Source organism: Methylobacterium crusticola, from assembly GCF_003574465.1.
Lineage (GTDB): Bacteria > Pseudomonadota > Alphaproteobacteria > Rhizobiales > Beijerinckiaceae > Methylobacterium > Methylobacterium crusticola.
Genome location: NZ_QOWC01000016.1, coordinates 14,652 through 26,685, shown reverse-complemented (window position 1 = coordinate 26,685; position 12,034 = coordinate 14,652). Strand labels below are relative to the sequence as shown.

Annotated in this window: 12 protein-coding genes and 1 other RNA gene; 4 read left to right on the top strand and 9 right to left on the bottom strand. The window is 75.2% G+C overall.

The annotated features are described in order from the left end of the window. Positions 1–5 precede the first annotated feature (5 nt). The 3 genes from argE to rpmE all read right to left on the bottom strand — a co-directional run bounded on the left by argE (position 6) and on the right by rpmE (position 2,200). Positions 6–1,187 (bottom strand): acetylornithine deacetylase, encoded by a 1,182-nt coding sequence (gene argE, locus DT057_RS11515; protein WP_128562244.1) that lies wholly within the window; start codon positions 1,185–1,187, stop codon positions 6–8. A gap of 109 nt (positions 1,188–1,296) precedes the next feature. Continuing rightward, the gene (apaG, locus tag DT057_RS11510; RefSeq protein WP_128562243.1) at positions 1,297–1,689 is read right to left on the bottom strand and encodes a Co2+/Mg2+ efflux protein ApaG; all 393 of its coding nucleotides are present in this window, start codon (positions 1,687–1,689) and stop codon (positions 1,297–1,299) included. A 259-nt stretch (positions 1,690–1,948) separates the two neighbouring features. Further along, positions 1,949–2,200 (bottom strand): 50S ribosomal protein L31, encoded by a 252-nt coding sequence (rpmE, locus tag DT057_RS11505; protein WP_128562242.1) that lies wholly within the window; start codon positions 2,198–2,200, stop codon positions 1,949–1,951. Positions 2,201–2,343: 143 nt separating this feature from the next. On the opposite strand from rpmE, the gene DT057_RS11500 reads away from it, so the two are divergent. Continuing rightward, complete coding sequence (locus DT057_RS11500; protein ID WP_128562241.1) at positions 2,344–4,149, top strand: ABC transporter transmembrane domain-containing protein; 1,806 nt, start codon at positions 2,344–2,346, stop codon at positions 4,147–4,149. 257 nt (positions 4,150–4,406) lie between these two features. Here DT057_RS11500 and DT057_RS11495 read toward each other — a convergent pair whose 3' ends face one another. The 5 genes from DT057_RS11495 to ssrS all read right to left on the bottom strand — a co-directional run bounded on the left by DT057_RS11495 (position 4,407) and on the right by ssrS (position 8,483). Beyond that, positions 4,407–5,420 (bottom strand): peptidoglycan -binding protein, encoded by a 1,014-nt coding sequence (locus DT057_RS11495; RefSeq protein WP_128562240.1) that lies wholly within the window; start codon positions 5,418–5,420, stop codon positions 4,407–4,409. 25 nt (positions 5,421–5,445) lie between these two features. Next, positions 5,446–6,459: a MotA/TolQ/ExbB proton channel family protein gene (locus DT057_RS11490; protein WP_128562239.1), complete on the bottom strand. Its 1,014-nt coding sequence runs from the start codon at positions 6,457–6,459 to the stop codon at positions 5,446–5,448. A 441-nt stretch (positions 6,460–6,900) separates the two neighbouring features. Next, positions 6,901–7,722, bottom strand: a complete 822-nt coding sequence (locus DT057_RS11485) for a TIGR00282 family metallophosphoesterase (protein WP_128562238.1) — start codon at positions 7,720–7,722, stop codon at positions 6,901–6,903. A 5-nt stretch (positions 7,723–7,727) separates the two neighbouring features. Beyond that, positions 7,728–8,315, bottom strand: coding sequence for a 5-formyltetrahydrofolate cyclo-ligase (locus DT057_RS11480; protein ID WP_128562237.1), 588 nt, complete (start codon positions 8,313–8,315; stop codon positions 7,728–7,730). Positions 8,316–8,325: 10 nt separating this feature from the next. Further along, positions 8,326–8,483, bottom strand: a non-coding RNA gene (gene ssrS / locus DT057_RS11475) — 6S RNA. A 208-nt stretch (positions 8,484–8,691) separates the two neighbouring features. Here ssrS and DT057_RS11470 point away from each other — a divergent pair. Then, entirely contained in the window at positions 8,692–9,120 is a 429-nt protein-coding gene (locus DT057_RS11470) for an MAPEG family protein (protein WP_128562236.1), read from the top strand. Positions 9,121–9,175: 55 nt separating this feature from the next. Here the strand turns inward: DT057_RS11470 and DT057_RS11465 are convergent, their stop codons facing one another. Next, a complete protein-coding gene (locus DT057_RS11465; RefSeq protein ID WP_128562235.1) occupies positions 9,176–9,358 on the bottom strand; it encodes a hypothetical protein in 183 nt (60 codons plus the stop codon). Positions 9,359–9,469: 111 nt separating this feature from the next. On the opposite strand from DT057_RS11465, the gene DT057_RS11460 reads away from it, so the two are divergent. Both DT057_RS11460 and DT057_RS11455 read left to right on the top strand, forming a co-directional pair. Continuing rightward, positions 9,470–10,756, top strand: a complete 1,287-nt coding sequence (locus DT057_RS11460; protein ID WP_128562234.1) for an RsmB/NOP family class I SAM-dependent RNA methyltransferase — start codon at positions 9,470–9,472, stop codon at positions 10,754–10,756. Between the two features lie 152 nt (positions 10,757–10,908). Continuing rightward, positions 10,909–11,895: an alpha/beta hydrolase gene (locus DT057_RS11455; RefSeq protein ID WP_128562233.1), complete on the top strand. Its 987-nt coding sequence runs from the start codon at positions 10,909–10,911 to the stop codon at positions 11,893–11,895. Positions 11,896–12,034 lie beyond the last annotated feature (139 nt).

Sequence of the window (12,034 nt, the reverse complement as noted above, 5' to 3'; positions counted from 1 at the left end):
GTCTCTCAGGGGCTCCAGCCCGCGGCGCAGTCCCGGATCAGCCCGCGCAGGAAGGCCTCGCCGGCCTCCAGGGCGGCGAGGGTGATGTACTCGTCGGGCTGGTGGGCCTGGTCGATCGAGCCCGGCCCGCAGACGACGGTCGGCAATCCGGCGAGCTGGAAGCGCCCGGCCTCCGTGGCGTACGGCACCGTGATGGTGTGGTTGCGGCCGGCCAGGCGCAGGGCGAGGCGCTCGGCGGGCGAGCCCGGCTCCGGCGCGAGCCCGGGCACCGCGGCGTCCTCCTCGGTCTCGATGCGGCCGTAGGGCCCGAAGCGGTTGAGGCGCTCGCGCGTCACCACCTCCGCGTGGGCGGCGAACAGGGCCGGGATCTCGTCGCGGGCGAGGTCGGGCAGGCCGCGGAACTCCCACAGGAACTCGCAGGCCTTCGGCAGGATGTTGCGGGCGGTGCCGCCGCCGATCGTGCCGACGTGGACGGTGGTGTAGGGCGGGTCGAACCGGCCGCTCGCGTCGCCCCGCGCCGCCATCCGGTCGGCGATGCGGTTGAGCTCCGCCACGAGCTCGGCCGCCGCCATCACGGCGTTGGCGCCGAGGGCGGGCTTCGCCGAGTGCGCCTCGTGGCCGTGCACCGTGGTGCGGTAGGTGTAGATGCTCTTGTGCGCGTCGGCGACGTCGAGGTCCGTCGGCTCCCCGACGATCACCGCGCCCGGGCGCGGCAGGTCGGCCCCGAGCCGCGCGATGACGTCGGCGACGCCCAGGCAGGTCGTCTCCTCGTCGTAGGACAGGAGGATGTGGATCGGCGTGCGCAGGTCCGCCGCGACCATGTCGGGCACGAGCGCGAGCGCGAGGGCGCAGAACCCCTTCATGTCCACGGCGCCGCGCCCGTAGGCGCGACCGTCCGCGACCCGCAGGGCGAACGGGTCGCTCGACCAGGACTGGCCGGCCACCGGCACGACGTCGGTGTGGCCCGAGAGCACGACGCCCCCGTCCCGCATCGGCCCGACGGTGCAGAACAGGGCCTCCTTGTCGCCCGCCCGGTTCGGCGCGCGGACGTAGGGGACGCCCCAGGCATCGAGGTAGCCGGCCACCCACGCGATCAGGGCGAGGTTCGACTTCTGGCTCTCGGTGTCGAAGGCGACCAGGCGCTCCAGGAGGGCGAGCGGGGTCAGGCGGGGGCCGGCATGGGTCATCGAGGGATTCGGCATCGTCTGGCTGAAGGAACGCTCCCCGCCGCAGGCCCGGGGCGCAAGCCCGCCGCCACCGGACGGCGCGCCGCGCCGCCCGCGCGCGCGCCGGGCTCTAGTGGACCACCCGGCGGACGTGGGGCGAATCGAGGTGGAAGGCCGGGATCGCCGCCTCGAAGCTGTCGCCGTCGGCGGTCGACATGGTGTAGGTGCCCTCCATGGTGCCGTCCGGCGTCGTGAGGGGGCAGCCGCTGGTGTAGCTGAAGGACTCGCCGGGGCCGAGCACGGGCTGCTTGCCGACCACGCCGGCGCCCCGCACCTCCTGCATCCCGCCGCGGCCGTCGATGATGCGCCAGTGGCGCGAGCGCAGCTGGACCCGCTCCCGCCCGTTGTTCGTGATCTCGACCGTGTAGGCGAAGAAGTAGCGGTCGTTGCCGGGGGAGGATTCCTCCTCCACGAAGCGGGGCTTCACGATCACGCTGATGCCGCGGGTCTCGGCCTTGTACATGAGTGTCTCCCGGGGACCGTCGACCGGAGGTCATGGACAACCGCAGCCGTGGTACGTCCCGGTCCTCGGGCCGTCAATCGCCCGCGGCTGCGGTCAGCACTCCTCCGGCGCCTTGACGGCAGCGGCCGTGCCCGCGCCCGCGCGCGGGCGACGCCGCCGCACCCGCGGGGCCCCGCGAGCGAAGCCCCGGCGCGCGGCCGGGGCCCGGGGGTGTCGGCACGGGGTCCCGGGGCGCCCGGGCCCCGCGGGACGGACCCGCCTACTTCTTGCCGAACGAGATGTTGCCGAAGCGCGAGTTGAAGCGCGACAGGCGGCCGCCGCGATCCATCAGCCGCTGCTCGCCGCCGGTCCAGGCCGGGTGCGTGCTCGGGTCGATGTCGAGGTTGAGCGTGTCGCCCTCCTTGCCGTAGGTCGACCGGGTCGTGAACTCGGTGCCGTCGGTCATCACCACCTTGATGAAGTGGTAATCGGGATGCTCGGTGCCCTTCTTGGCCGCTGCTTGCTTTGCCATGACGAATTCCTGAGAGTGCGGCCCGCCCCGAGCGCTCCGCCGTGGGCCGCGGCCATTGATCGCGCGTAATCGGATGAGCCGCGGCCTATACCTCACCTCCGGGCGCCGAACAAGCGCCCGCACCCGGACCAGACGAATCCGACATGGCCTCTCCCGACGCGTCCCGCTCCAAGGCCTCCTTGGGCGCGCTGAAACCCCTGATCCCGTTCGCGGCCCGCTACCGCGCCCGGATCGCCGCCGCCGTCGTGGCCCTGATCGCCGCCTCGGCCGCAACGCTCGTGGTGCCGGTCGCGGTCCGCCGCGTGGTCGACCTCGGCTTCTCGCAGGGCGAGGTCGGGATGATCGACGCGTATTTCGGCGCCCTGATCGGCGTGGTGGCGGTGCTCGCCGTGGCGAGCGCGGCCCGCTACTACTGCGTGGTGACGCTCGGCGAGCGGGTGGTGGCGGACCTGCGCACGGCGGTGTTTGCCCGCCTCACCACCCTCGATCCGGCCTTCTTCGACCGCTCGCGCAGCGGCGAGCTGGTCTCGCGCCTGACGGCGGATGCCGCGCAGGTGAAGTCGGTCTTCGGCGTCTCGCTCTCGATCCTCCTGCGGAACCTCTTCCTGTTCGCCGGCGCCGTCGGCATGATGGTCTGGTCGAGCCCGCGCCTCTCCGTGCTGGTGCTCGCCGCGATCCCGCTCATCGTGTTCCCGCTGATCCTCTCGGGCCGGGGCGTGCGCCGCCGCTCGCGGGCCGCGCAGGACCGCCTGGCCGACGCCTCCGCGTACGCCACCGAGGCGGTCGGAGCCGTGCGCACCATGCAGGCCTTCGGGATGTCGGAGGCCACGGCGGCGCGCTTCGCGGGCGCGTCCGAGGACGCCTACCTGGCGTCCCGGTCCTCGGCGCGGGCGCGGGCGCTCCTCACGGGCGTGGCGATCTTCCTGATCTCGGCGAGCGTCGTCGGCGTGCTCTGGTACGGCGCGCAGGGCGTGGCGAGCGGCCACATGACGGCCGGCCAGCTCTCGCAGTTCGTGCTCTACGCGGTCTTCGGCGCGAGCGCCCTCGGCCAGCTCTCGGAGGTCTACGGCGAGCTCACCCTCGCGGCCGGCGCGGCCGAGCGCCTGGGCGAGATCCTGCACACCGTGCCGGCGATCGGCGCGCCCGACCGTCCCCGCGCCCTGCCGTCCCCGCCCCGGGGCGAGGTGGCGTTCGAGCGGGTGCGGTTCTCCTACCCGGCCCGGCCCGAGCGCGTCGCCCTGCACGACCTCAGCTTCGCGGTGGCGCCCGGCGAGCGGGTCGCCCTGGTGGGGCCCTCGGGCGCCGGCAAGAGCACCGTGCTCCAGCTTCTGCTGCGCTTCTACGACCCCGATTCGGGCCAGGTGCGGGTCGACGGCGTCCCTGTGGACGCGGTCGAGCCCGAAGCCCTGCGCCGGCGCCTGTCGCTCGTCCCGCAGGACCCGACGGTGTTCAGCGGCACGATCCTCGACAACATCCGGTACGGCCGCCCCGACGCCGACGAGGCCGAGGTGGTGCGGGCCGCCGAGCGCGCCTACGCGGACGCCTTCGTGCGGGCCCTGCCGCAGGGCTACGGGACGCTGGTGGGCGAGCGCGGCGTGACGCTCTCGGGCGGCCAGCGCCAGCGCATCGCCATCGCGCGGGCGATCCTGAAGGACGCGCCGATCCTGCTCCTCGACGAGGCGACGTCCGCCCTCGACGCCGAGAGCGAGCGGGCCGTGCAGGCGGCCCTCGACCTGCTCATGAAGGGCCGCACCACCCTCGTCATCGCCCACCGCCTCGCCACCATCCGGGCCGCCGACCGCATCCTGGTGCTCGACGAGGGCCGCGTGGTGGAGGAGGGCACCCACGAGGGCCTGCTCGCCCGCAACGGGCTCTACGCCCAGCTCGCCGCGCTCCAGTTCGGGGCCGGCGAGCCCGCGGCCGACCCGCGCCAGGTGGCGACGGCGTAGCGCCCGCCCCCGCGGGGCCGAGGTCCCGCGCCGCGGACTTCGCGACGAGAACAGGAACCCGGCGACGAGTACAGGAACCCGGCGACGAGAACAGGAACCCGGCGACGAGGCAGGGACCCGGAGCCGTCGCGGCTGCACCCCGAACGGGCGCGGCCCGAGAGCATTTTCCGGCGAAGGGGACACCGGTTCGCCGCGGAGAATGCGGCAGAACCAAGAACCTGGAGCAGCGGCCGATTGCAGCGTGATCGGATGCTGCTCTAGCGCTCGGTCAGCTTCATCTCGATGCGGCGGTTGCGGGCGTAGGCCTCGTCGGTGGTCGCCGCGTCGAGGGGCTGGAACTCCCCGAAGGCCCCGGCGAGCAGGCGCTGGGGCGGGATGCCCCGGCCCGCCAGGTACTGCACCACCGCGATGGCGCGCGCCGCCGAGAGGGCCCAGTTCGACGGGAACTGCGACGAGCTGATCGGCCGCGCGTCGGTGTGGCCGTCGACCCGCAGCACCCAGGGGATGTCCGCCGGGATCTGCCGGTTGAGCTCCAGGATCGCGGAGGCGATGCGGTCGATCTCCGGGCCGGCCTCCGGCTTCAGGGTGGCCTGGCCGGCCGCGAACAGCACCTCGGATTGCAGCACGAAACGGTCGCCGACGATGCGGATGTCGCTGCGGCTGCCGAGGACCTGGCGCAGGCGGCCGAAGAAGTCCGAGCGGTAGCGCGCCAGCTCCTGCACCCGCTGGGCCAGCGCGACGTTGAGGCGGCTGCCGAGATCGGCGATGCGGGCCTGGCTCTCCCGGTCGCGGGTCTCGGAGGCCGCGAGCGCGTCCTCCAGGGCCGCGAGCTGCTGGCGCATGGCCGAGATCTGCTGGTTGAGCAGGTCGATCTGGCTCATGGCCCGGGCGGCGGAGTTCCTCTCCGCCTCGAGCTGGCGCCCGATCTCGGCCGCGCGCCCCTGCGCGCCCTGGTCGGTGGCGAGGAGGTCCTGCAGCCGCCGCCGCTCGCCCTCGGCGTTCTGGAGGTTGGCGCGCAGGGAGGCCGCGCCCTCCTCGGCCGCCCGCTTGCCGGAGCGCTCGAGGGCGAGGAGGTCGGTCAGCTCGACGATCTGGCGGTTGAGCCGGTCGAGCACCGTGTCGCGGCCCGACAGTTCCTGAGACAGGAAGAACTGGCCGGTGACGAAGATGGTCAGGAGGAAGACCACCGACAGCAGCAGCGTCGTCAGCGCGTCGACGTAGCCGGGCCAGATGTTGAGGGCGCGGTCGCGCCGGACGAGGCGGCCGGCCATCAGCGAGCCCGCCCGCGCGAGGCGCTCACTCCACCCGCTCCCGGGCGATGCGGTCGAGCACCTGCTTCAGCTCGCGCTCGCGGCTGGCCTGGGCCTCGACCCAGTCGCGGATCATCTGCTGCTCGGCACGCATGTGCTGCACCAGCCCCTGGATGCCCTCGGCGAGGTTCGCCATGGCCTGCGTGCTGGAGCGGCTGTGGCTGGTGCTGTCCCCCACCAGCGTGCCGAGCCGGGCCATGGCCTCGGCGAGCTCGCGGTTCGGGGCCTCGGGCGACCGGGCCGGCATCACCGCCACGGTCGCCGGCACCGGGACGGGCGCCGCGGCCGGCGCCGGCCCCGCCCCGGTGACGAGCCAGTCCTCGAGCTCGTTGTAGAAGCGCGTGTGGGCCTGGCCGGCCTGCAGGTCGAGGAAGCCGATCACCAGGGAGCCGGCGAGGCCGAACAGCGAGGCCGAGAACGACAGGCCGATGCCCGACAGCGGCACCGCGAGCCCGCTTTTCAGCTCGTCGAACATCACGGCGGCGTCGCCGCCCCCGGCCCGCATCGAGCGGATCACGTTGCCGACCGCCGACAGCGTGTCGATCAGGCCCCAGAAGGTGCCGAGCAGGCCGAGCAGGATCAGGAGCCCGCCGATGTAGCGCAGGATCTCCCGGCCCTCGTCGAGGCGCGACGCCACCGTGTCGAGGAGCGGCTGGAAGGCGGCCTGCCCGTGGGGCCGGCCGCCGCCGCGGTCGCGCAGGGCGGGCGCCAGGGCCGCGAGGATGCGCGGCGTGCCCGCCTGCTGCCCGCCGCCCTCGGCGACCCGGTTGACGTACCGGACCTCGCGGAAGAGGCGCTGCACCTGCCCGAACGACAGGATGACGGCGATGAGCGCGACGCCCAGGATCAGGCCGTTGAGGCCCGGGTTGGCCATGAAGGCCGGCACGATCTGGCGGTAGAGCACGAAGGCCAGGAAGCCGGCCAGGGTCAGGAACACCACCATGCGGATGAGGTAGATCCGCGGCGATGTCAGGGGAGGGGACGCAGCACTCGCCGCCATCGCGTCGACGTTCTCGCTCTATCCGGGGCGGCGCGGACGCGGCCGCGCGCAAGGTTCCACAGGTCTCTCCCCGGTCGGAACGCCCGGCCGAGGCCCGTCGCACTCTGCCGGGTGGCGTGGCCCCGATCAAGCCGGAGCAGTGCGGATGGCCGGGGCGCCGCGCGGGCGCGCCGGCGCCACGGAGGCGGCCGCGCGCGATTGCGCGCAGGACGCCCGGCACCGCGTGGAGGATGCGGCGCTCGCCGAGGTGGCGCTCGAGGCCAGGGAGCGCGGCTGCGGCGGCCCCGCCGGCGCGCAAGGGAGCCCCGTCCGGGTCGTCGCCGACGAAACGAGCCGCTGCGCCGTTCCCGTCGCGGCGGTGCCGGCGATCCGCTCCCCCGAGCGCGGCGCCGGCCGGGCGGCGCGGGCCGGGGCCGGGCTCTCGCCCGCGCCGACCGGTCGTCAGTCCCAGTGCCCCGGCCAGGTCTCCTCGAGATGCGGCCCGAGGCGCACGGGGCTGACCCGGCGGGCGAGCCCGGTGGCGTCGTCGGTCTCGACGGCGAGGCCGCAGAGCGTGCCCTCGCCGGTGGCGGGTTCGAGGCGGCTGCCGGGGGTCTTCTGCAGGAAGCGCCGCACCGGCTCGTCCTTCTGCATGCCGAGGACCGAATCGTAGTCGCCGCACATGCCGACGTCGGACTGGTAGGCGGTGCCGCCGGGCAGGATGCGGTGGTCGGCGGTGGGGACGTGGGTATGGGTCCCGACGACGAGGCTCGCCCGGCCGTCGAGGAACCAGCCGAAGGCCTCCTTCTCGCTCGTGGCCTCGGCGTGCACGTCGACCACCACGGCGTCGGCGGCGTCGCGCAGGGGGCAGGCCGACAGCTCGCGCTCCGCCGCCGCGAAGGGATCGTCGAGGGCGTCGAGGAAGACGCGGCCCATCACGTTGACGACGAGCACCCGGGCCCCGCCGCGGGTCTCGACCACGGTGGCGCCGCGGCCGGGCGTGCCCGGCGGGTAGTTGGCCGGGCGCACGAGCCGCGGCTGGCGCTCGATGAACACCAGGGCCTCGCGCTGGTCGAAGGCGTGGTTGCCGAGGGTCACCGCGTCGGCGCCGGCGTTGAGGAGCTCGTCGCAGATCGCCTCGGTGAGGCCGAAGCCCCCGGCGGCGTTCTCGCCGTTCACCACCACGCAGTCGAGGCGCCAGCGCTCGCGCAGGGCCGGCAGCCGGTCCGCGACGGCGTGGCGCCCGGGACGTCCCACGACGTCGCCGAGGAAGAGGAGGCGCATGGCGGTCAGGCTCCGCGGGGGTGGAGGATGCCCGCCTCGGTGACCACGCGGTCGAGGCGGCGGTCGTGGGGACCGTCCGGCACGCACGGCGTCTCCTGCGCCGCGAAGGCGATGCCGACGGCGAGCACGGGGCCGTCGGCCCCGAGCGCCGCGAGGGCCCGGTCGTAGTAGCCCTTGCCGTAGCCGATGCGGTGCCCCCGGCGGTCGAAGGCGGCGAGCGGCACCAGGAGGGCGCGGGGGCGCACCGCGGGGGCGTCCGGCCCGGGCTCGCTGAGGCCGAAGCCCGCCGGCGCCAGGGCGTCGGCGTCCCGCACGAGGCGGAACACCAGGCCCTCCGGGGCGACCTGCGGCAGCGCCACCCCCTGCCCGCGGGCCCGCAGGCCGGCGATCAGCGGGCGCACGTCGACCTCGCTGCGGATCGGCCAGTAGGCGCCGAGGACGGCGAAGTCCCGCAGCTCGGGCAGGGCGAGGACGCTCTCGGCGATGCGCGCCGAGGCCGCCGCCCGGGCGGCGGGGCCGAGGCCGTCCCGCCGGGCCAGGGCCGAGGCCCGGAGCGCGGCCTTCTCGGAGGAGGCGGACGGGGTATCGGTCATCGAGATCAAGCGCGGAGCCACGAGAGCCGTTGGAGAATCGATCCCGGGAAACCTACAGAGTAGGTGGGCGCCGTTTTGCCCCGGTCCACGGACCGGGGCAGGGACAGCTCCCTGGGGAGTCGATAAGGCCCCGGGGAATGTGTCTCCTGACGAGAACCGCAGCCCCGCCCACCCCATGTAGCGCTGCGACGGGCCCGGCGCCAGGGGTGCGCCCGCGCGATCCGCGCGATCGCGCCCGGGCCGGGACACGCCCGGGCCGGGACACGGGGCGAGAAAGCTGCTAGGCACCGGCCCTCCCGCGCCGGCCGCCCGCACCGGCGCCCGCCACCCCCCGCGTCCCCGCAACGGCGCGCGACCCCCGCCCCCGCGACGATCCATGAGCATCCAGGCCGTCCTCGCCCCCGTCTTCGTCCAGGTTCTCCTGACCTTCGGGCTCCTGCTCTGGACCGGGCGGGCCCGCTTCGCCGCCGCGCGGGCCGGCGCCGTCCGGGTCAGGGACATCGCCCTCGGCCAGCGCGCCTGGCCGGCGCCGGTGCAGCAGGTCTCGAACGCGTTCTCCAACCAGTTCGAGCTGCCGGTCCTGTTCTACGCGCTCACCGCCCTGGCGCTCGCGACCCGGAAGGCCGATCTCCTGTTCGTCGCGATGGCCTGGCTGTTCGTGCTGTCCCGCCTCGCGCACGCGGCGATCTACGCCTCCTCCAACGTCGTGATCCGGCGCTTCGGCGCCTTCCTGGCCGGAGCGCTGGTGCTGATGGCGATGTGGATCGTGTTCGCGGCGCGGATCCTCCTCGCGCCGGCGGCGTGAGAGCCGCCGGACGGGCGGCGTGAGGGCCGCCGGACGCGCGGCGCGGGCCGCCGGGTCAGTAGCGCGGGGCGCGCGGCGGGCCGCCGTACTCGAGCTGTGTCTTGGCGTCGTAGGGCCGGGGCGGCGGCGGGGTGAGGTCGGGGGCAGGGGCCAGCGCCGTGGCGCAGGCAGCCAGGGCGACCGCCAGCAGGCCCGCCAGGCTCAGGGACAAGGCAGGTGACATGACCTTAGGCGACATGGACGATGGGCTCCGGGCGTGCAGGGCGCACCCGCAGGATCTGGACGGGCTTCGGGCCGAAAGCTTGGCCGTCCCGGGCCGCAACGCCGGCGCGAGCGTGGCGGTTTCGCGATGACGCCCGCCGCCCGCCTCTCCGCCGCCATCGAGGTGCTCGGCGACATCGCCGGCCGGCGCCGCCCGGCCGCCGACGCGCTCAAGGATTGGGGCCTCGCCCACCGCTTCGCCGGCTCGGGCGACCGGGCCGCCATCGCGAGCCTCGTCTACGACGCCCTGCGCCGGCGCGCCTCCGCGGCCTGGATCATGGGCGAGGACACGCCCCGGGCGGTGCTCATCGGCTCGCTCCGCCTCCAGCGCGGCCTGGCCTCCCCCACCATCGCGGCCCTGCTCACCGGCGAGCGCTTCGCGCCGCCCCCCCTCACGCAGGACGAGCGGGAGCGCCTCGACACGGCCTCGCTCGCCGACGCGCCGCCCCACATCGCCGGCGACGTGCCGGACTGGGTGCTGCCGTCGCTCGCCGGCGCCCTCGGCGCCGACCTGCTGGCGGAGCTGCGGGCGCTCGCCCGGCGCGCGCCCCTCGACATCCGGGTGAACAGCCTGAAGGTCGCCCGCGAGGCCGTGCGGGAGGCGCTCGCCCACCTCGCGCCGGAGCCGACCCCGCACGCGCCCTGCGGCCTGCGGGTCCCGATCGGCGAGGACGGGCGGGGGCCTGCCCTGCACGTCGAGCCGGAGTTCCTGGAGGGCTGGTTCGAGATCCAGGACGAGGGCTCGCAGCTCGCCGCCGGCCTGGCCGGCGCCGTCCCGGGCGCGACGGTGGTGGACCTCTGCGCGGGCGGCGGCGGCAAGACCCTCGCGCTCGCCGCCCTCATGCGCAACGAGGGCCGCCTCGTCGCCACGGACGACGATCCCCGCCGCCTGGCGCCGATCCACGAGCGCCTGCGCCGCTCGGGCGCCGCCGCCGAGGTGCGCACCCCCCGGGGCGGGCGCGGGCGGGCCGACGTGATGGCCGACCTCGACGGGCAGGCCGACCTCGTGCTCGTCGATGCGCCCTGCACCGGCTCGGGCACCTGGCGCCGCAATCCCGACGCCAAGTGGCGCCTGCGCCCGGGCAGCCTCGCCACCCGGGTGGCCGAGCAGCACGCCGTCCTCGACCGCGCCGCGCGCCTCCTGAAGCCCGGCGGGCGCCTCGCCTACGTCACCTGCTCGCTCCTGCCCGAGGAGAACGACGACGCGGTCACGGGCCTCCTCGTGCGCCGCGGCGACCTCGCGGTCGCCCCCCTCGACCTGCCCCCGAGCCTCGCCGCCGCGACGCGCCGGACGCGCCACGGACTCCAGATGACGCCCGCGACCACCGGCACCGACGGCTTCTACGTCGCCGGTCTCGTCCTGCGCGGGTCCTGAGGGCGCCGCCACGGCAGCGCTGCCGGGCCGGTATTTTTCTGCCGTGCATCTGGAATGATTTCGCTTATTCATCGCACAGGGGAGCGTGGCCGTCGGCCGGGCGGCGCGCCGGACGCCCCGGGCTGAGGCGACGGCACTTCGGACGGTCGGGCATGGCGGTGCATCGCAGGACCTTGCTCACGGGAGCCGCCGCCCTCCCGTTCGCGCGCCCGGGACCCGGCGCGCAGGCGCAGGAGGCGCGGCCGGCCCACGACGCGCCCCTGGCTCCCGGCGCCGCCCTCGAGACGGTGCGGCTCTGGCCGGACCGGCCCCCGGGCGGGGGCGGGCCGAGCCCGGACGGTCCCCGCTTCGACGAGAGCCGCGAGGGCGTCATCACGGCCGTGGCCGAGCCCTGCCTGATGGTGATGCGGCCCGCGCGCCCCAACGGCACCGCGATGCTGATCGCCGCCGGCGGCGGCTACCGGCGCATCGACATCGGGCACGAGGCCGTGCCGGTGGCGCAGTGGCTGACCTCGCTCGGGGTCACCGCCTTCGTGCTCGTCTACCGCCTGCCGGGGGAGGGCTGGGGGGCCGGCGCCGACGCGCCGCTCCAGGACGTGCAGCGAGCCCTGCGGCTCGTCCGCGCCCGGGCCCGGCGCTACGGCTACGAGCCCGGGCGGGTCGGCGTCATCGGCTTCTCGGCGGGCGGGCACCTCATGGGCTGCGCCTCGGTGCGCTTCGGCGCCCGCCTGTACGAGCCGGTGGACGAGGACGACGCCCTCTCGGCCCGGCCCGACGCCGCCGCCCTGATCTACCCGGTGATCACCCTGCGGCCGCCCTTCGACCGCACGTCGAGCCGGCGCGTGCTCGTGGGCGAGAGCCCGACCCGCTTCGCCACCAACAGCTACTCGGTCGAGATGCACGTGCGGGCGCAGTCGCCGCCCACCTTCCTGGCCCAGGCGGCGGACGACCCGGTGGCGGTGGTCGACAATTGCCTGCTGATGTACGGGGCGCTCAGGGCCGCCGACGTGCCGGTGGAGATGCACCTGTTCGAGAAGGGCGGCCACGGCTTCAACCTCGGCGTGCCGGGCTCGCCCGCCGCCGCCTGGCCCGGCCTGTTCGCCACCTGGGCCCGGCGCCGCGGCCTCATCCGGGCCTGACCGGGACGCCAAGCCCCGCTTGTCGAAGCAAGCCCCGCTTGTCGAAGCAAGACCCGCTTTTCGAAGAACGCCCGGCGGACGGCATCGGCGCACCCGCGCACGGCATACCGTATCTTCCAATACCGATTGACAGGCCCTC

Excerpts from the sequence above, each read along its gene's own strand:
- DT057_RS11470 (WP_128562236.1), top strand. The coding sequence starts at position 8,692 with ATGAGCATCCAGGCCGTCCTCGCCCCCGTCTTCGTCCAGGTTCTCCTG.
- DT057_RS11455 (WP_128562233.1), top strand. The coding sequence starts at position 10,909 with ATGGCGGTGCATCGCAGGACCTTGCTCACGGGAGCCGCCGCCCTCCCG.
- DT057_RS11465 (WP_128562235.1), bottom strand. The coding sequence starts at position 9,358 with ATGTCGCCTAAGGTCATGTCACCTGCCTTGTCCCTGAGCCTGGCGGGC.
- apaG (WP_128562243.1), bottom strand. The coding sequence starts at position 1,689 with ATGTACAAGGCCGAGACCCGCGGCATCAGCGTGATCGTGAAGCCCCGC.
- DT057_RS11495 (WP_128562240.1), bottom strand. The coding sequence starts at position 5,420 with ATGGCCGGCCGCCTCGTCCGGCGCGACCGCGCCCTCAACATCTGGCCC.
- DT057_RS11490 (WP_128562239.1), bottom strand. The coding sequence starts at position 6,459 with ATGGCGGCGAGTGCTGCGTCCCCTCCCCTGACATCGCCGCGGATCTAC.
- DT057_RS11485 (WP_128562238.1), bottom strand. The coding sequence starts at position 7,722 with ATGCGCCTCCTCTTCCTCGGCGACGTCGTGGGACGTCCCGGGCGCCAC.
- DT057_RS11480 (WP_128562237.1), bottom strand. The coding sequence starts at position 8,315 with ATGACCGATACCCCGTCCGCCTCCTCCGAGAAGGCCGCGCTCCGGGCC.
- DT057_RS11460 (WP_128562234.1), top strand. The coding sequence starts at position 9,470 with ATGACGCCCGCCGCCCGCCTCTCCGCCGCCATCGAGGTGCTCGGCGAC.
- DT057_RS11500 (WP_128562241.1), top strand. The coding sequence starts at position 2,344 with ATGGCCTCTCCCGACGCGTCCCGCTCCAAGGCCTCCTTGGGCGCGCTG.
- rpmE (WP_128562242.1), bottom strand. The coding sequence starts at position 2,200 with ATGGCAAAGCAAGCAGCGGCCAAGAAGGGCACCGAGCATCCCGATTAC.
- argE (WP_128562244.1), bottom strand. The coding sequence starts at position 1,187 with ATGACCCATGCCGGCCCCCGCCTGACCCCGCTCGCCCTCCTGGAGCGC.